This is a genomic window from Paenibacillus sp. GbtcB18 (assembly GCF_019091125.1).
Classification (GTDB): domain Bacteria; phylum Bacillota; class Bacilli; order Paenibacillales; family NBRC-103111; genus Paenibacillus_F; species Paenibacillus_F chitinolyticus.
The window spans coordinates 195225-212586 of the sequence record NZ_JAGXJX010000002.1 but is presented as its reverse complement, the minus strand read 5'-3'; the positions used below and the strand labels follow the sequence as shown (position 1 = coordinate 212586).

The window sequence follows — 17362 nt, the reverse complement described above, 5'->3', positions numbered from 1 at the left end:
CTAATGAATGGCATTCCTGTAGGCATTCTGGGCACGGGTAAATATGTGCCTGATCGGGTTTTGACGAATCAGGAACTGGAAACTATGGTGGAGACGAACGATGAATGGATCGTGACGCGCACCGGAATCCGGGAACGGAGAATGGCGGCTCCCGAGCAGGCAACCTCCGATTTGGCGCTTGAGGCTTCACGTATTGCGCTTGAAAAGGCCGGAATTACGGCGGATCAGCTGGATTTGATCATTGTGGCTACCGTTACGCCCGATATGGCGTTCCCATCGGCTTCGTGCATTCTGCAGGAGAAGCTGGGCGCCAAGAACGCGGCGGCCTTCGATTTGGCCGCAGCCTGCGCCGGCTTTATCTACGGCTTGGCCAACGCGTCCAATTTTATCGCGAACGGTATTTACAAGTATGCCCTGGTCATTGGAGCGGATACCTTGTCGCGGATCACGGATTACACGGACCGCAACACGTGCATTCTGTTCGGCGACGGAGCCGGGGCGGTCGTGATCGGCGCGGTGCCGGAAGGACGCGGCTTCAAGTCCTTTGAACTCGGAGCGGACGGCTCCGGAGCGGAGCTTCTGAAGATCGCCGGCGGCGGTTCCCGCAACCCGGCGACTCCCGAAAGCATTGATCAGCGTCTTCATTACATTTATATGGCCGGCAGCGAAGTGTTCAAATTCGCGGTCCGCATCATGGGCTCGGCCGCGGAAGAAGCGCTCCGCAAAGCGGGACTTCACAAGAACGATATCGATCTTCTGATTCCGCACCAGGCGAACATCCGGATTATCCAATCCGCGCTCAACCGTCTGGAGCTGACCGAGGACAAATGCATGATCAACCTGGACCGCTACGGCAACATGTCGGCCGCTTCCATTCCGGTAGCGCTGGCGGAGGCTGCCGAGCAGGGCCGTCTTAAAGAAGGCGACACGACGGTACTGGTCGGCTTCGGCGGCGGACTGACTTGGGGAGCGTCCGTACTGGTCTGGTAAAACGAGGAAGGGGAATACTGTCGTTTATGGGCAAGATAGCTTTTGTATTTCCGGGACAGGGGGCCCAGTCCGTCGGCATGGGGAAGGATGCTTATGCCGCTCATGAAGGGGCGAAGCGTGTCTTCGACGAGGCTGACAAGGCGCTTGGATACTCCTTATCCTCTCTTATATTCGAGGGACCCGAGGATGAACTGAAAATCACGTATCATACACAACCCGCTCTGCTTACCGCGAGTGTGGCTTATCTGGAAGTGTTCCGCCAAAAAGGCATCGTGCCGGACTTTACGGCCGGTCACAGCTTGGGCGAGTATTCCGCGCTGGTAGCTTCCGGCGTGCTCGGCTTCGAGGATGCCGTGCGCACCGTGCGGGCGCGCGGCGAGTTCATGGAGCAGGCCGTACCGGGCGGGCTAGGCGCGATGGCTGCCGTACTGGGAGCCGAGCGCGGAGCGCTTGACGAGCTTTGCCGCTCCGTCAGCGCCGAAACCGGCGCAGTCGAGCTGGCCAATATCAACTGCCCGGGCCAAATCGTCGTTTCCGGCACCCGCGAAGGCGTGCAGGCGGTCGTGGACCGCGCCAAGGAAATCGGCGCGAAACGGGCGATTCCGCTCGAAGTGAGCGGGCCGTTCCACTCCTCGCTGATGAAACCGGCATCGGAGAAGCTGGCGGACGTGCTTGCGGACGTCAGCCTGCAGGAAGCTATCGTGCCCGTCGTGGCTAACGTGACGGCGCGTCCGGTCACTTCGCCGGATGAGATCAAGGGCCTTCTGGTCCGCCAGGTGTATTCTCCGGTGCTGTGGGAAGACACCGTCGCGTGGCTGATCGAGCAGGGTGTGGACACCTTCGTCGAGATCGGCTCGGGAACGGTGCTTGCCGGCCTGATCAAGAAAGTCAGCCGGAGCGTGAAAGTCGTTTCCGTCAACAGCCTGGAAGCGGCGCTTCAAGCCGAGATTTAAGCGTCACACAAATTCATGATGTAGTGGGAGGACAAGCCATGCTGAGTGGTAAAGCGGCGCTCGTTACCGGAGCTTCCCGCGGAATCGGCCGTGCGATTGCCCTGGAGCTTGCCGCAAGCGGGGCCGATGTGGCAGTCAACTATGCGGGCAGCGAGCAAGCTGCGGAAGAAGTCGTTAAAGAGATCGAGGGGATGGGAAGACGCGCGGTTAAGCTGCGCGGCGATGTCAGCAATTCCCAGGAAGCCGAAGATCTTGTCAAGCAGACGATTGAAGCCTTGGGCAGTCTGGACATACTGGTGAATAATGCCGGAATTACCCGGGATAATCTCATTATGCGGATGAAAGAGGAAGACTTTGACATCGTCATCGCGACCAATCTCAAAGGCGTTTTCAACTGCACCAAAGCGGCGACCCGCCCCATGATGAAACAGCGTTCGGGCCGCATTATCAATATCTCGTCCGTCGTGGGCGTGCTCGGCAACCCCGGGCAGGCCAATTACGTGGCGGCCAAAGCGGGCGTTATCGGTCTCACGAAGGCGTCCGCCAAGGAGCTTGCATCCCGCGGGATTACCGTTAATGCGGTAGCGCCGGGCTTCATCTCCACCGATATGACCGACAAGCTGCCGGAAGAGCAGAAGGCATCCCTTCTGCAGCAAATTCCGCTCGGCAAGCTCGGCAAGCCTGAGGATATCGCGAAAATCGTCCGTTTCCTCGCTTCGGACGAAGGTTCCTACATGACCGGCCAGACGCTTCACGTCGACGGCGGCATGTACATGTAAAACGCCCTACGGGGCCTGTGCCGCAGTCGGCGGTTGTCCCGCTTAGACAAGTATGGCATTTTGATTCGTATTCTCGTATAATACCAAGGAGGAGGTGAGCCGGATGTCCGACGTACTAGATCGCGTAAAGAAAATTATCATCGACCGTTTAGGGGTAGAAGAGTCTGAAGTTACCCTTGAAGCGTCTTTCAAAGAAGATTTAGGTGCTGATTCTCTCGATGTTGTAGAATTGGTTATGGAACTTGAAGATGAATTTGATCTGGAGATTTCCGACGAAGATGCTGAGAAGATTACGACTGTGGGAGAAGTAGTGAATTACATAAAATCTCATACGTAAAAATCTTTGGAGTCCCGTTCTAAAAAGAGTCCCGTTCTCATAAAGGCGGGACTTCTCCTCATTTTCTGAACGTAGAAAAAGCGAGAGAAAACACCCTTAATTCAGAGGTGGTACACGTGAATAGAGTTGTTATTACAGGACTTGGAGTTATGAGCTCCCTGGGTCAAGAAGTGAATACTTTCTGGGGCAATCTGCTTGCGGGCAAATCCGGTGTCAGCGCTATCGAGAGCTTCGACGTAAGCGAGTATCCGACGCGCATCGCCGCATCCGTCAAAGATTTCAACCCCGAAGATTATATAGATAAACGTGAAGCAAGAAAAATGGACCGCTTCGTGCAGTTTGCGGTTGCGGCCAGCATCAACGCCTTGAAGAGCTCCGGCTTGAACATACAGGAAGATACGGATCCCGAGCGGGTCGGCGTTTATGTCGGTTCCGGAATCGGCGGCCTGTCGACTTGGGAAGAACAGCATAAGATTTTGCTTGAAAAAGGACCGAAGAGGGTCAGCCCGTTCTTCATTCCGATGATGATCGCGAATATGGCTTCAGGCCAAATCTCGATGATTACCGGAGCGAAGGGTCCGAACAGCACGGCGGTTACCGCTTGCGCGACCGGAACGCACTCCATCGGAGATTCGTTCAAACTCATTCAGCGCGGAGACGCCGATGTCATGATCTGCGGCGGAGCCGAAGCGACCATCAGCCCGACGGGCGTGGCCGGCTTCTGCGCGCTCCGTGCAATGTCCACCCGCAACGACGAGCCTGAGAAGGCGAGCCGTCCTTTCGACACGGGCCGTGACGGCTTCGTGATGGGCGAGGGCGCGGGTATCCTCGTCTTGGAGTCGCTTGAGCACGCACAGAAGCGCGGTGCCCACATCTACGCCGAAGTCATCGGCTACGGAATGAGCGGCGACGCGCATCATATGACGGAGCCCGATCCGGACGGAGCGGCCCGCTGCATGGTCAAAGCGATCAAGGACGCTGGCATCGCGCCGGAAGACATCGACTACATCAATGCGCACGGTACGAGTACGCCGGTCGGGGACAAGTCCGAAACGTCTGCCATCAAGAAAGCGCTGGGCGAACATGCTTACAAAGTCGCTGTCAGCTCGACGAAATCCATGACCGGTCATCTTCTGGGTGCGGCCGGAGGCGTTGAAGCCGTTATTTGCGGGCTTACGCTCGAAAACGGTATCATTCCACCTACGATTAACCTGGACGACCAGGATCCGGAATGCGACCTGGATTACGTGCCGAACGTTCCCCGCAAGAGCGACGTTCAGGTGGCCATGTCCAACTCCTTCGGGTTCGGCGGACATAACGCAACGATTATTTTGAAAAAATATCAAGCCTAACAACCGGCCGGTGGTGAGAACATGAACCGAGACGTCAATCAGCTTCTAGCCGACATGGAGATCCGCTTTCAAGACCTCGATTTGCTTAGGCAGGCTTTTACGCACTCTTCCTATGTGAATGAACACCGGATGGCGAATTATCAGGACAATGAGCGTCTTGAGTTTTTGGGTGATGCCGTTTTGGAACTAACGGTGTCGGAATACTTGTATTTCAAGTATCCGCACCGCACAGAGGGAGAGCTGACGAAGCTTCGGGCGTCGATCGTTTGTGAACCTTCGCTAGTGAACTTTGCGGAGAAGCTCAATTTCGGGAGTTACGTACAGCTCGGCAAAGGCGAAGAAATGACGGGAGGCCGTTCGCGTCCCGCGCTTCTTGCCGATGTTTTCGAATCTTTTATCGGAGCGCTGTACCTGGACCAGGGGCTTGAAGCGGTTAAGCTCTTTTTGGAGCAGCATGTGTTTCCCTATGTATCGGCGGAGGGCAAGCTGCTCGTGATCGATTATAAGACGCAGCTGCAGGAACATACCCAGCACCACAATATGGGAGCGCTCGAATACCGTATCGTGGAAGAGCGGGGTCCGGCTCACGAGAGAGAGTTTGTGGCTGAGGTTTACATGGATGCCAAACAGCTCGGCAAAGGGGCCGGACGTTCCAAGAAAGAAGCGGAACAGCAGGCGGCTTCCCAGGCATTGACGAAGCTGAATGTGCCCATGGAGCGTTAGAAGCGCAGCAAGCAGGCTGACGCGGCGGAGTATCGTCTCCGGGCGCGCCGTCCTATAAAGCAGAGAAAGAGCAGCCCAGGAGCTGCTCTTTTCTTTTGCGCTCTATTTTGAACGCGGGATATGGTACAATAGAGGCTGGGTTAGCGCCGGGCCGCAGTCTTTTATGGGGATAAATTCCCCGGTTTGAAAAATAATTGAACAGAGACCGGATAGTCTGTCAGAGGGGTTGTTAAGCCTGACGACTCCAAGGCGCCCTGCCTGACCGTAAGCTTAGGCAGTCAGGAGGGTTGTGAACGCAGCCCGCCCATTTTTACAAAGCGGCTCTTCTTGCGAAAAAGCCGGCGTCGCATATAAAGTAACTTTGCTCCACTCAAAGTTTAGCAGTCCTTACGAAGTAACTTTGCTGACCGCAAAGTTTTGAGGTGAAAAGAATCTATGTTTTTGAAGCGGATTGAATTATCCGGATTTAAGTCGTTCGCGGATCGCACGGAGCTGGAGTTCGTCAAAGGAATTACGGCTGTAGTCGGCCCGAACGGCAGCGGGAAGAGCAACATTTCAGACGGCATCCGCTGGGTGCTGGGGGAAACGAGCGCGAAGAGTTTGCGCGGCGGCAAGATGGAAGATGTTATTTTTGCCGGCAGCGACGCGCGCAGAGCCGTTAATTACGGCGAAGTGTCACTCACGCTCGACAATACGTCCCAGTCGCTGCCTCTCGATTACAACGAGGTGACGGTCAGCCGGCGTGTGCACCGGAGCGGAGACAGCGAATATTTTATCAACAAGCAGTCCTGCAGGCTGAAAGACATTACCGAACTGTTTATGGACACGGGAATCGGCAAAGAGGCGTATTCGATTATCGGCCAAGGCCGGATCGAAGAAATTTTGAGCAATAAATCGGAAGAGCGCCGCAGTATTTTTGAGGAAGCATCCGGAATCGTCAAATATAAATCGCGCAAGAAAGAGTCGGAGAAGAAGCTTCAGGAAACCGAACAGAATCTTCTGCGCATTCATGACCTCGTTACGGAGCTGGAAGATCAGATCAATCCCTTGCGGGAGCAGGCCGAGAAAGCGATCCGCTACAAAGAGCTGAAGGAAGAACTGAAGCACAGCGAAATCGCCGTATACGTTCACCAGATCGATCAGATCTATGTCTCCTGGTCGGAGACAAACGAGAAGCTTACCGCTTTGAAAAAGGAGCAGCTCAGCTTATCCACATTTGTCAGCCAGCACGATGCCCAATTGGAGAAACACCGCTGGGAAACGAAACGGCTGGAGGAAGAACTGGAGAAGCTTCAGGAAACCCTGCTGCAAATTTCCGAGGATTTCGAAAAATGCGAAGGCCATGGCGAGGTGCTCAAGGAACGGAAGAAAAATTTCGCTTCCAACGAACAGCAGCTGGAGCAGACCATCGTTTTTCAGGAAACGAGATTTTCGGAGAAAGAAGCGGAGCTGGCCGGGCACCGTGAGAAAATCGTACATATCGGCGCGCAGCTGTTCGAGTATCAAGCCAAGCTGTCCGAAGAGGAGAATCGTCTCCAGGGGGTAAGCGGCGGCTTGAATTCGGGCGTGGAGGATCAGCTGAAATCCGAGCTTCTCGATAAAATGAATGCGATGGCGCAGTGCCGCAACGAAATCCGTTATGCGGAGCAGCAGCTCGAATCGTTGGCGCGGCGGCTTCAAAAGCTGGAAGAAGAAGGGCAGAAGAGGACGGCTCTGCAGTCCGATATCGCCGCCCGCAAGAAGCAGCTTGAAACAAAACTGGAGCAGACCCGTAAAGAAGTCGAGAAGATCCGCTCCGCTTATCTCGATTTGAGCGAAAGCCTCAAGAAGAAGCAGACTTTGCTGGAAGAATCGTCCGGCATGCTGCGCAAATGGGAACAGCGGATCGACGCGCTCACATCCAGGCGCGACACGATGAAGGAAATGCAGAACGATTACGACGGCTTTATGCACGGCGTTAAGGAAGTGTTAAAAGCAAAGAACCGTCCCGACGGGCTCAAAGGGATCCACGGAGCCGTCGCAGAGCTTGTCAGCGTGCCGGCGGAAATCGAGCTGGCCGTGGAAACGGCTCTCGGCGGAGCCCTGCAGAATATCGTCGTGGCGACGGAAGCTTACGGCCGCGAAGCGATTGCTTTCCTGAAGCGCAGGCAGATGGGGCGCGCGACGTTTCTGCCCATGGATGTCATCCGGGGACGTTCGATCGGCGAAAGTGAGCGAGGTGCGCTGACGTCTTCGAACGGGTTCGTCGGCATCGGGGTTGACTTGATTAAATTCGATGCGCAGTATCACAATATTTTTTCCAGTTTACTGGGTACGGTTATTATTGCGGAAACGCTGGAAGATGCGAACCGGATTGCCGCCAAAGCGCATTACCGGTACCGTGTCGTCACGCTTGAAGGAGACATCGTTAACCCGGGCGGTTCCATGACGGGCGGCAGTCTGCAGAAAAAAAGCTCCAATCTGCTCGGCCGCCAGCGGCAGATCGAAGAGCTTGACGGCGAAATCAAAGCTTCGGAGACGCAGCTTCAGCAGCTCAAGACAAGAGCTTCCCAGGCCCGCAAAGAGATTGTCGACGACAATGCGAATTTGGAAGAGCTGCGAGGGCGCGGTGAGCAGAAGCGGATCGAAGAACAGCAAATCCGCGCGGATCTGGCTCCGCTTGAAGCGGAAGTGCGCCGCATGGAGGAGCAGCTGACGCTGGAGCGCGACGACCGTTCGACGCTGCTTGAGGAACGCGGTCAGCAGGAGCGCAGCATCGAAGAAAACCGCCGGCAGCTCGAAGAACTGCAGCAGGAAGAGGAGGCGCTCCAGCAGGCCATCCGGGACGCCGAGTCTTCACGCAAAGCGAACGAATCGGCGAAGGAGGAACTGCAGAACCAACTGACGGATCTCAAGGTTCGCGTCGCTTCCGCTTCGCAGGAGAAGCAGTCGCTTCAAGATCAGCAGCGGAGGCTCCAGCAGGATCTCGCGGAAGCGAAGCAGGAGCTGGAGATGAACCGCCGCCAGCTGTGGCAGCTTCGCGCGGAGATGGAGTTCCATGCGGAAGAAAGCGTCAAGCAGGTGGAACTGCTCAATACGCTGAAACTCCGCAAGCAGAAATGCATGGAAGACATCGACTTCAAGCGTTCCGAACGCTCGGGTTGGGTGGACAAGCTCCAACAGGCCGAGAACGAGACCCGCGAACAGCGTACGCAGCTCAAGCAGGTGGAGGAGCAGTGCCTGCAGCACGAGGTACGTGTGAACCGGCTGGACGTGGAGCTGGAGAACCTGCTCAAAAAGCTCGGCGAAGAGTACGAGATGAGCTATGAGCTTGCCAAAGAGCGCTACCCGGTGCCCGAAGATATCACCGGAGCCCAGAACAAGGTGCGCGATCTGAAGCGCTCCATCTCTTCGCTGGGCGATGTCAACCTGGGCGCGATCGAGGAATACGCCCGCGTATCCGAGCGTTACGATTTTCTCTCGGTCCAGAAGGACGACCTGGTGGAGGCGAAAACAACGCTCTACACTGTGATCCGGGAGATGGACCAGGAAATGTCGAAGCGCTTCAAAACGACCTTCGATGCGATACGCTCCCATTTCGTGGTCGTATTCGTGAAGCTGTTCGGCGGAGGCCGGGCGGATCTGATTTTGTCCGATCCGGAAAACTTGCTGGAGACGGGCATCGAGATCGTAGCCCAGCCTCCGGGTAAAAAACTGCAGAACCTGCAGCTTCTCTCCGGCGGGGAAAGAGCGCTCACGGCGCTTGCGCTGCTGTTCTCGATTCTGCGCGTCAAACCCGTTCCGTTCTGCGTGCTCGACGAAGTCGAGGCGGCGCTGGACGAAGCGAACGTGACCCGTTTTGCCGAGTATTTGCGCGAATTCTCCGAAACGACCCAGTTTATCGTGGTCACGCACCGCAAGGGAACGATGGAGGAAGCGGATGTGCTGTATGGGGTTACGATGGAAGAAGGCGGCGTTTCCAAGCTTGTATCGGTACGGCTTGAAGACGAGGAAGCGATGATTTCCGCCTCTTGACGAGAAACGGCGATTCCGGAAACAAGTGCCGTCCGGGAATTTGATTTCACGGGCGGTAAATCCGGTTATATAAACGTGTATGTTCACCAGCCACTTTTCAGGCTCTTTAAGAGCCATTTCAGAAAGCGAGGAACAGCTTCAGATGAGTTTTTTTAAACGGCTAAAAGAGAGCATTTCGAGCAAAACCGAGGCGGTAACGAATAAATTTAAAGAAGGTCTCACCAAAACGCGCAATGTCTTCGTGGACCGTGTGGACGATCTGTTCAGCCGCCGCAAAAAAATCGACGAGGAATTTTACGAAGAGCTGGAAGAAATCCTGATCGGCGCCGACGTCGGGGTAAGCACGGTCATGGAGCTGATCGAGCAGCTGCGCGGCGAAGTGCGCAAACGTAAGATCGAAGATCCGAACGACCTTCAACCGGTGCTATCCGAGAAGCTGACGGAGCTCCTGAAGGGCAGCGAAGACAGCAGCATTAAGCTGGCTCCGGGCGGGCTGAGCATTATTTTGTTCGTCGGCGTCAACGGCGTGGGTAAAACGACCACAATCGGTAAAATGGCGCATATGTACAAATCGCAGGGTAAAAAAGTCATCCTGGCCGCAGGCGATACGTTCCGGGCCGGCGCGATCGAGCAGCTTGAAACGTGGGGGCAGCGTGTAGGCGTGGACGTCATCAAGCAGCAGGCGGGTTCCGACCCGGCGGCTGTTATGTTTGACGCCGTGCAGGCCGCGAAAAACCGCGGAGCGGACATTCTGCTTTGCGATACGGCGGGACGTCTGCAGAACAAGGTGAACCTGATGGAGGAGCTCAACAAGATTTACCGGGTAATCCGCAGGGAAGTTCCCGACGCTCCGCATGAAGTGCTGCTCGTATTGGACGCCACGACGGGTCAGAACGCTCTTCAGCAGGCTAAAATGTTCGGCGACAAAACCGGTCTGACCGGTCTCGTATTAACGAAGCTGGACGGTACGGCGAAAGGCGGCATCGTGGTTGCGATCCGGCAGGAGCTGAACATTCCCGTCAAATTCGTGGGACTGGGCGAGAAAATGGACGATTTGCAGCCGTTTGATTCCGAGCAGTTCGTTCATGCGCTGTTCGGCAAATGGATCGCCGAGGAAAAAGAGGAGGCTTAACAGGCCTCCGATCCGGGCTGAAACCCGTACGGTTGGCATTGTTTGTTTGCTTGAAGGTGCTTGCGCACGAGTCTTTTCGAAGGTCTTAATTCGCGGCACCGCGAATTTTTTGGCTGACAAGGTGTAGGGCTTGACATCCCATCCGACATCCTTTAATATAAGGACTGTTGCTGGTGTAAAGTGCATAACCTTGACGGAGGCGGGCCCTATGACGGAAGATCGTATTCTGGAGAAAACGAACCGAATTAATCTTCTGTTTGATTTCTACGAGCCCATGCTGACGGACAAACAGCAGGCTGTGCTTAAACTGTACTTTCACGACGATTACTCTCTCGGAGAAATCGCCGAGCAATTCAAGATCAGCCGCCAGGCTGTTTACGAACATGTGAAACGTGCGGAGCAGATGCTCGAAGATTACGAGAGCAAACTTCTGCTGCTGACCAAACACGAACGCCGCTTGAAGCTTCTGAGCGAAGCGGAGGAGCTACTCCTCCAGTCGCCGGGCGACCTTGCGGACCGGGCCGCGGATTATATGCGCCGGATCGTTCATATGGAATAGAACGAATAACTCTGCCGAGGCAGAGAACCTATACAAGAAGCAAGACGAAGTTCAGAGCAATTGAAAGAAGCAGGAAGGAGGCGGTTTAGATGGCATTCGAAGGATTAACCGGCAGGCTGCAGGGCGTATTCGACAAACTCCGGGGCAAAGGCAAGCTGACGGAAGAAGACGTGAGCGAGGCGCTTCGCGAAGTGCGTCTGGCTCTTCTGGAAGCCGACGTTAACTTCAAAGTAGTCAAAGACTTCATCGCCAAGGTGAAAGAGCGCGCGGTCGGACAAGACGTGATGAAAAGCTTCACCCCCGGCATGGTCGTCATCGACATCGTAAACAAAGAGCTTACCGACCTTATGGGCGGAACGCACACGAAGCTGGCCAAAGCGAACAAACCGCCTACCGTTATTATGATGGTCGGTTTGCAGGGTGCGGGTAAAACGACAACGTCCGGCAAGCTGGCTAAAATGCTGCAGAAGCAAAATCACAAGCCGCTGCTGGTTGCCGGCGATATTTACCGGCCCGCTGCCATCAAGCAGCTGCAGGTACTGGGCGAGCAGCTGAAGGTTCCCGTGTTTTCGATGGGCGATCAGGTTAGCCCCGTCGAGATCGCAAAGAACGGGCTTCAGTTCGCCAAGGACAACAACAACGACTACGTGATCGTCGATACGGCCGGACGGCTGCACATTGACGAAACGCTTATGGATGAGCTGAAAAATGTGCGCGAAGCCGTCGGCCCGCACGAAACGCTGCTGGTCGTCGACGCGATGACGGGGCAGGATGCCGTCAACGTGGCCGAAAGCTTCCACAAGCAGCTGGAACTGACGGGTGTCGTTCTGACGAAGCTCGACGGCGATACGCGCGGCGGTGCCGCACTTTCCGTCAAAGCCGTTACCGGCTGTCCCATCAAGTTCGCCGCAATGGGCGAGAAAATGGACGCCCTGGAGCCTTTCTATCCGGAGCGTATGGCTTCGAGGATTCTCGGCATGGGCGATATGCTCACCTTGATCGAGAAGGCGCAGGCGGGCATCGATGCGGATAAAGCCAAGGAAATGGAACGCAAGATGCGTAATGCCGAGTTCACGTTCGACGATTTCCTCGAACAAATGGAACAGGTGAAGAAGCTTGGTCCGCTGGACCAGCTGCTGGATATGCTCCCCGGAGCCGGCAAAATGAAAGGCATGAAAGATCTGAAAGTCGACGATAAGCAGATGGGCCGTGTCGAGGCCATCGTTAAATCGATGACGAAGGAAGAGAAACGCAAGCCTGAAATCATTAATGCCAACCGGCGCAAACGCATCGCGCTCGGCAGCGGCAATTCCGTTCAGGATGTCAACCGGCTGCTGAAGCAGTTTGAAGATATGCGCAAAATGATGAAGCAGTTCTCGGGCATGATGAATCCCAAAGCCATGAAGAACATGAAGAAGCTGGGCAAAGGGTTCAAGTTTCCGTTCGGTTAACGACCGGCGGTCTCGATACAATGCGTTTATTCTATGTGGGAGGTGATATTCAATGGCAGTTCGCATTCGTTTGAAGCGTATGGGTGCTCACAAAGCTCCTTTTTATCGTGTAGTTGTTTCCGATTCCCGCTCTCCGCGTGACGGACGTTTTATCGAGGAGATCGGTTACTATAACCCGGTAGCTCAACCTGCAGTCGTTAAAATCGACGAGGAGAAAGCACTGAAATGGCTCCAAGACGGCGCGCAAGCGTCCGATACGGTTCGTTCCCTGTTCAGCAAAGCAGGTCTTATGACCAAGTTCCACGAGTCTAAGCTGAAGAAGTAATCCTACCCAGGCATTTCGGAGGTCTTTATGAAAGAGGTCATTACCGTTATCGCGAAGGCACTCGTGGATCATCCGGAAGACGTGCGTGTGAATGCGGTGGAAGGCGAGAACAGTGTCATTTATGAACTGTCCGTACACCCGGGTGATGTCGGTAAAGTTATCGGCAAACAGGGGCGTATCGCCAAAGCTCTTCGCACTGTCGTCACGTCAGCTGCAGTTAAGGAAAACAAACGGGTTACCGTTGAAATTATGTCATAGAGGAAAAGGTTAGGATCATTCCTAGCCTTTTTCTTGCATCTGAACACGAGAAACCGTTTCCTGCCGGAAGGGCGTGCGCGGAACAAGACCGGACAGGCGGACGGAAACCGGTTTTGATCATTTTCGGCGTCCGGGATCGGACAAGTATGGAAACGGGACAGAGGTGGAAAAATACGCATATGAGCGATAAATTATATACGGTCGGGACCATCGTCAATACGCACGGTCTGCGAGGAGAACTGAAAATTGTGCCGCACACGGATTTTGCCGAGCAGCGCTTTGCAAACGGCAGCAAGCTGGTCATCGAGGATGCCAAAGGTAAACTTACACCGGTAACCATTAAAAGCACACGACTGCACAAAAATATGTACATCGCTCAGTTCAAGGAGTTTTCTCACATCAACGAGGTTGAAGGTTTCAAGAGCTCCCTGCTGCGGGTCGAAGAAAAATATCTGGAAAGTCTGGATGAGGACGAGTACTATTATCACGAGATTTTAGGCTGCAGGGTCTTGACTGAAGAAGGCGAAGAACTCGGCACGATTCAGGAAATTTTGACGCCGGGCGCGAACCATGTCTGGGTAGTAGGCAGGCCGAATAAAAAACAGCTGCTCCTCCCTGTGATCGACGACGTGGTGCTGGATGTGAACGTGGAAGAGAAGATCGTAACGGTTCATCTTCTGGAGGGGCTGCTCGATTTATGAACATAGACGTGCTGACTTTGTTTCCCGCCATGTTTGAAGGCGTATTTACGTCGAGCATTTTAGGCAAAGCCCGGGAAAAAGGCATTGTAAATTTGTCCACCGTTAATTTCAGGGATTTTGCAGGCAACAAGCACAACACGGTGGATGATTATCCTTATGGCGGCGGCGGGGGAATGGTGCTTAAACCGGATCCGATCTTTGCGGCGGTAGAGTCCCTGCTTGATGTGACTTCGAGCGGCCCGGAAACGGCCGGGGAGCCGGTTTCGACTGGAGCCAAGCCTCGTGTCATTCTGATGTGTCCCCAAGGGGAGACGTTTACCCAGCGCAAGGCGGAAGAGTTGTCCCGGGAAGAACATCTTATTTTTATTTGCGGGCACTATGAGGGCTACGACGAACGGATAAGGGAGCATCTCGTGACGGACGAGCTGTCTATCGGCGACTATGTGCTCACGGGCGGAGAGCTTCCGGCCATGGTGGTGATCGACAGTGTCGTGCGTCTGCTTCCCGGCGTACTGGGTAACGAGCAGTCGGCGGTGACGGATTCCTTCAGCACAGGCCTCCTGGAGTACCCTCACTACACGCGTCCCGTTGAATTCAGGGGATGGACCGTACCGGATGTACTGATTTCGGGCCACCACGCGAATATTACCGAATGGCGCCGGCTGCAGTCGCTTTACCGCACGTTCAAACGCAGACCCGAACTGCTTGAGAATGCCGAGCTGACGGACAAAGAGAAACGCTGGCTGCGTGAAAAAATGGCCGAGGAAGAGGGACGGCAGGGCTGAAAATCAACCGAAAATTCGGTTCTTTTTGCAGCCGTTCCGAATCTTTTCTACCAAAACAGAAAATACGAACGATTATGGTTGTTTTTCTGTTGAACGTATGATAGAATATCCAATGTTGTGTTGTTCGAATCGGGTGGTCCTCTACGCATACAAACATGGTTTGACAGCTAAGAGATGGCGGAATGAACACCTATTGTGGAAGGAGGGAATCTTAAATGAATCTCATTCAGGAAATTACGAAAGAACAATTGCGTTCTGATATCCCGAGCTTTCGTCCCGGCGATACTTTGAAAGTATTTGTAAAAGTAATCGAGGGATCCCGCGAGCGCGTTCAGCTGTTCGAAGGTGTCGTGATCAAGCGTCGCGGCGGCGGAATCAGCGAAACGTTTACAGTTCGTAAAATTTCTTACGGCGTTGGCGTGGAAAGAACACTTCCGCTTCATTCTCCGAAGATTGAAAAGATTGAAGTAGCTCGTCGTGGTAAAGTTCGTCGTGCGAAACTTTACTACCTGCGCGGTCTTCGCGGTAAAGCGGCTAGAATTAAAGAAATTCGATAATAAAGACCGAGGGGGCTTGTTTTCAAGTCCCCTTTTAGTTTCATAAAAGCTCATGTTCATTTGATCAAGAAATGGGGTTTGGATGATGGAGAGAAGAGAGCAGGAAGTTTCGGCCGAAACCGAAAATGTGGCAGCCCCGGCGAAAAATCCCGTAAAAAAGGAAGCATGGGAATGGATCAAAGCCCTGCTTATCGCTGCCGTTCTTGTATTTTTGATTCGTTGGCTGCTGTTTGCCCCCTTCATCGTCGAAGGTCCCTCCATGGAACCGAACTTTCATACGGGTGAACGCTTAATCGTAAATAAGATCAAGTATAAATTCAGTGAACCGAAACGGGGCGAAGTCATCGTACTTCATGCGCCGGAAGGCATCGATTATATCAAACGTGTCGTGGCTCTGCCAGGAGAAACGATCAAGGTGGACGGCGACAAGGTATATGTCAACGATAAGGTCATTGAAGAGCCTTACATAAAAGAAGCCATAGATAATGCGGTAAAAGAAGGGCATGCTTATAACAGGCGCAATTTCCCTGAACCGGGCAGCGAGGGCACGACGGAAATCAAAGTGCCGGACAAGTCTGTTTTCGTGATGGGGGATAACCGCTCCAACAGCAAAGACAGCCGCTTTGCGGAAGTCGGGTTCGTAGCCTACGACAAAATAGTCGGGCGTGCGGATCTGGTGTTCTGGCCCCTAAATAAAGCAGGTTTCGTGCACTTCTGATGAAGAAGTGCACGTTTTGTATGCAGAGGTGATAGAATGACGATTCAATGGTTTCCCGGTCATATGACCCGGGCAAGAAGACAAATCGAAGATAAGCTCAAGCTCATTGACGTTACGATCGAGCTGCTTGACGCACGAATCCCGATGTCAAGCCGCAATCCCATGGTCGATGATATTCTGAAGGGAAAGCCGCGTCTCGTTCTTCTGAACAAGACGGATTTGGCGGACCCGGCCATTACGGCGGAATGGGTGAGGTTTTTTACGGAACGGGGCTTGAAAACGCTGGCGATTGATGCCAGCACCGGTACCGGCGTGAAAGAGATTTTGCCGAAATGCAAAGAACTCATGAGCGCCAAAATCGAAACCCAGCTTCGTAAAGGCATCAACCCTCGGGCCATACGGGGACTCATTGTGGGGATTCCGAACGTGGGGAAATCCACTCTGATTAACCAATTGGCAGGACGGAAAATTGCGAACACCGGCGATAAACCGGGTGTTACGAAAGGCCAGCAGTGGATTAAATTCGGAACGGATATGGACCTTCTCGATACACCGGGAATTTTGTGGCCCAAATTCGATGACCAGAACGTGGGTATGAAGCTGGCGGCAACGGGTGCGATTAAGGAAGAAATTCTGCATCTTGACGATATCGCCTTTCATACGATCCGATACATGTCCGAGTATTACGGTGAACGTCTTAAGGAACGCTACGGAATCGAGGAGCTTCCCGAGGACAGCGAGAATCCTAACGAAGTCATTGAGGTAATGGAGGCTATCGGCCGAAAGCGCGGAGCTATAATCAGCGGCGGACGCGTCGATCTCGAGAAGACCTCCTTGCTGTTTTTGCGTGAACTTCGTTCCGGCAAGTTAGGACGGGTTTCGCTGGAAGTGCCGGCAGAGTATCTTTAAGGTGCCGGCTGTCTTTTTACAGCCAAGTAGTAGGACAAAGCAGCTAAACGTGCACAGTCTTCTTCGAAAACGGAGAGGATTGGTCGCACGTTTTTTGTTGTTTATGTGGGACAATGTGTCGTTATTTCCGGTATAATGGAGAATGGGAGGGGATTGCAGCCATGCTTCATGAAGAAACAGGATTATGGGAGAAAGGCTACTCCCTTATTGCGGGTGTGGATGAAGTCGGACGCGGTTGTTTATTCGGAGATGTCGTTGCGGCCGCCGTTATTATGCCCCAGGGTTTAATTCTGGAAGGCGTGGATGATTCCAAAAAGCTTTCCGAGAAAAAACGCGAAGAATTGTATGATGTGATCATGAAAGAAGCGATTGCCGTAGGCATCGGTACGATAGATGTAAAAACGATTGACGAAATCAACATTAAACAAGCTTCCAGGCTGGCCATGAAACGGACGGTGGAGAAGCTGAACCCTGCGCCTGATTTTTTGCTCGTCGACGCGGAACAAGTGGATCTGAATACCCGGCAGATGGCGATCATTCACGGGGATGCGACGAGCCAGTCGATTGCGGCTGCCTCGATTATCGCCAAAGTTACCCGGGACCGGATGTGCCGGGAATGGGATAAGCTGCATCCGGAATACGGCATTGCCAAGCATAAGGGGTACGCGACCCGGCAGCATAGGGAAATGCTGATCGAATACGGGCCGACGCCTCTGCACCGGAAGCTTTTTATCCGTAATGTCATGGTTATGCAGCAGGAGTTATTTTAATCGGGGTTCCGGCCGATATATACATAAAGAACGCGAAACGAAAGGCGGG

The 17362-nt window shown here is 53.8% G+C and carries 18 protein-coding genes; all 18 read left to right on the top strand.

All coding sequences use genetic code 11. The features are described 5' to 3' along the window. The first annotated feature begins 3 nt into the window (after window positions 1-3). The 18 genes from KVT34_RS06220 to KVT34_RS06135 all read left to right on the top strand — a co-directional run bounded on the left by KVT34_RS06220 (window position 4) and on the right by KVT34_RS06135 (window position 17313). Window positions 4-990: a beta-ketoacyl-ACP synthase III gene (locus tag KVT34_RS06220; RefSeq protein ID WP_254634631.1), complete on the top strand. Its 987-nt coding sequence runs from the start codon at window positions 4-6 to the stop codon at window positions 988-990. Window positions 991-1016: 26 nt separating this feature from the next. Next, entirely contained in the window at window positions 1017-1943 is a 927-nt protein-coding gene (gene fabD / locus KVT34_RS06215) for an ACP S-malonyltransferase (protein ID WP_217557602.1), read from the top strand. 38 nt (window positions 1944-1981) lie between these two features. Next, the gene (fabG, locus tag KVT34_RS06210) at window positions 1982-2722 is read left to right on the top strand and encodes a 3-oxoacyl-[acyl-carrier-protein] reductase (protein WP_217557600.1); all 741 of its coding nucleotides are present in this window, start codon (window positions 1982-1984) and stop codon (window positions 2720-2722) included. A gap of 103 nt (window positions 2723-2825) precedes the next feature. Continuing rightward, entirely contained in the window at window positions 2826-3059 is a 234-nt protein-coding gene (gene acpP, locus KVT34_RS06205; protein ID WP_042232799.1) for an acyl carrier protein, read from the top strand. 116 nt (window positions 3060-3175) lie between these two features. Then, window positions 3176-4411: a beta-ketoacyl-ACP synthase II gene (fabF, locus tag KVT34_RS06200; RefSeq protein WP_217557598.1), complete on the top strand. Its 1236-nt coding sequence runs from the start codon at window positions 3176-3178 to the stop codon at window positions 4409-4411. 21 nt (window positions 4412-4432) lie between these two features. Further along, on the top strand, window positions 4433-5134 hold the full coding sequence (gene rnc, locus KVT34_RS06195; RefSeq protein ID WP_042232802.1) for a ribonuclease III: 702 nt from the start codon (window positions 4433-4435) through the stop codon (window positions 5132-5134). A gap of 435 nt (window positions 5135-5569) precedes the next feature. Continuing rightward, entirely contained in the window at window positions 5570-9148 is a 3579-nt protein-coding gene (gene smc, locus KVT34_RS06190; RefSeq protein ID WP_217557596.1) for a chromosome segregation protein SMC, read from the top strand. 142 nt (window positions 9149-9290) lie between these two features. Continuing rightward, window positions 9291-10280, top strand: coding sequence for a signal recognition particle-docking protein FtsY (ftsY, locus tag KVT34_RS06185; protein ID WP_217557594.1), 990 nt, complete (start codon window positions 9291-9293; stop codon window positions 10278-10280). Window positions 10281-10488: 208 nt separating this feature from the next. Further along, window positions 10489-10839, top strand: coding sequence for a putative DNA-binding protein (locus KVT34_RS06180; RefSeq protein ID WP_217557592.1), 351 nt, complete (start codon window positions 10489-10491; stop codon window positions 10837-10839). 89 nt (window positions 10840-10928) lie between these two features. Further along, a complete protein-coding gene (gene ffh / locus KVT34_RS06175; protein ID WP_042232808.1) occupies window positions 10929-12290 on the top strand; it encodes a signal recognition particle protein in 1362 nt (453 codons plus the stop codon). Between the two features lie 52 nt (window positions 12291-12342). After that, window positions 12343-12615, top strand: coding sequence for a 30S ribosomal protein S16 (rpsP, locus tag KVT34_RS06170; protein WP_042232810.1), 273 nt, complete (start codon window positions 12343-12345; stop codon window positions 12613-12615). Window positions 12616-12642: 27 nt separating this feature from the next. Continuing rightward, complete coding sequence (locus KVT34_RS06165) at window positions 12643-12873, top strand: KH domain-containing protein (protein WP_042232812.1); 231 nt, start codon at window positions 12643-12645, stop codon at window positions 12871-12873. Window positions 12874-13052: 179 nt separating this feature from the next. Continuing rightward, complete coding sequence (gene rimM / locus KVT34_RS06160) at window positions 13053-13574, top strand: ribosome maturation factor RimM (protein ID WP_217557590.1); 522 nt, start codon at window positions 13053-13055, stop codon at window positions 13572-13574. After that, entirely contained in the window at window positions 13571-14359 is a 789-nt protein-coding gene (gene trmD, locus KVT34_RS06155) for a tRNA (guanosine(37)-N1)-methyltransferase TrmD (RefSeq protein WP_217557588.1), read from the top strand. The genes rimM and trmD overlap by 4 nt, the downstream gene beginning before the upstream one ends. 215 nt (window positions 14360-14574) lie before the next feature. Beyond that, a complete protein-coding gene (gene rplS, locus KVT34_RS06150) occupies window positions 14575-14916 on the top strand; it encodes a 50S ribosomal protein L19 (protein WP_009673374.1) in 342 nt (113 codons plus the stop codon). An 82-nt stretch (window positions 14917-14998) separates the two neighbouring features. After that, window positions 14999-15634, top strand: coding sequence for a signal peptidase I (gene lepB / locus KVT34_RS06145; protein ID WP_217557586.1), 636 nt, complete (start codon window positions 14999-15001; stop codon window positions 15632-15634). 36 nt (window positions 15635-15670) lie between these two features. Beyond that, complete coding sequence (gene ylqF / locus KVT34_RS06140) at window positions 15671-16543, top strand: ribosome biogenesis GTPase YlqF (protein WP_217557585.1); 873 nt, start codon at window positions 15671-15673, stop codon at window positions 16541-16543. A 113-nt stretch (window positions 16544-16656) separates the two neighbouring features. Then, window positions 16657-17313 (top strand): ribonuclease HII, encoded by a 657-nt coding sequence (locus tag KVT34_RS06135; RefSeq protein ID WP_217557583.1) that lies wholly within the window; start codon window positions 16657-16659, stop codon window positions 17311-17313. Window positions 17314-17362: the final 49 nt, after the last annotated feature.

Coding starts and splice junctions, on each gene's coding strand:
- ffh (WP_042232808.1), top strand. CDS start 10,929: ATGGCATTCGAAGGATTAACCGGCAGGCTGCAGGGCGTATTCGACAAA.
- ftsY (WP_217557594.1), top strand. CDS start 9,291: ATGAGTTTTTTTAAACGGCTAAAAGAGAGCATTTCGAGCAAAACCGAG.
- KVT34_RS06165 (WP_042232812.1), top strand. CDS start 12,643: ATGAAAGAGGTCATTACCGTTATCGCGAAGGCACTCGTGGATCATCCG.
- smc (WP_217557596.1), top strand. CDS start 5,570: ATGTTTTTGAAGCGGATTGAATTATCCGGATTTAAGTCGTTCGCGGAT.
- rplS (WP_009673374.1), top strand. CDS start 14,575: ATGAATCTCATTCAGGAAATTACGAAAGAACAATTGCGTTCTGATATC.
- ylqF (WP_217557585.1), top strand. CDS start 15,671: ATGACGATTCAATGGTTTCCCGGTCATATGACCCGGGCAAGAAGACAA.
- fabG (WP_217557600.1), top strand. CDS start 1,982: ATGCTGAGTGGTAAAGCGGCGCTCGTTACCGGAGCTTCCCGCGGAATC.
- acpP (WP_042232799.1), top strand. CDS start 2,826: ATGTCCGACGTACTAGATCGCGTAAAGAAAATTATCATCGACCGTTTA.
- rpsP (WP_042232810.1), top strand. CDS start 12,343: ATGGCAGTTCGCATTCGTTTGAAGCGTATGGGTGCTCACAAAGCTCCT.
- KVT34_RS06135 (WP_217557583.1), top strand. CDS start 16,657: ATGTGTCGTTATTTCCGGTATAATGGAGAATGGGAGGGGATTGCAGCC.
- trmD (WP_217557588.1), top strand. CDS start 13,571: ATGAACATAGACGTGCTGACTTTGTTTCCCGCCATGTTTGAAGGCGTA.
- rnc (WP_042232802.1), top strand. CDS start 4,433: ATGAACCGAGACGTCAATCAGCTTCTAGCCGACATGGAGATCCGCTTT.
- KVT34_RS06220 (WP_254634631.1), top strand. CDS start 4: ATGAATGGCATTCCTGTAGGCATTCTGGGCACGGGTAAATATGTGCCT.
- lepB (WP_217557586.1), top strand. CDS start 14,999: ATGATGGAGAGAAGAGAGCAGGAAGTTTCGGCCGAAACCGAAAATGTG.
- KVT34_RS06180 (WP_217557592.1), top strand. CDS start 10,489: ATGACGGAAGATCGTATTCTGGAGAAAACGAACCGAATTAATCTTCTG.
- fabD (WP_217557602.1), top strand. CDS start 1,017: ATGGGCAAGATAGCTTTTGTATTTCCGGGACAGGGGGCCCAGTCCGTC.
- rimM (WP_217557590.1), top strand. CDS start 13,053: ATGAGCGATAAATTATATACGGTCGGGACCATCGTCAATACGCACGGT.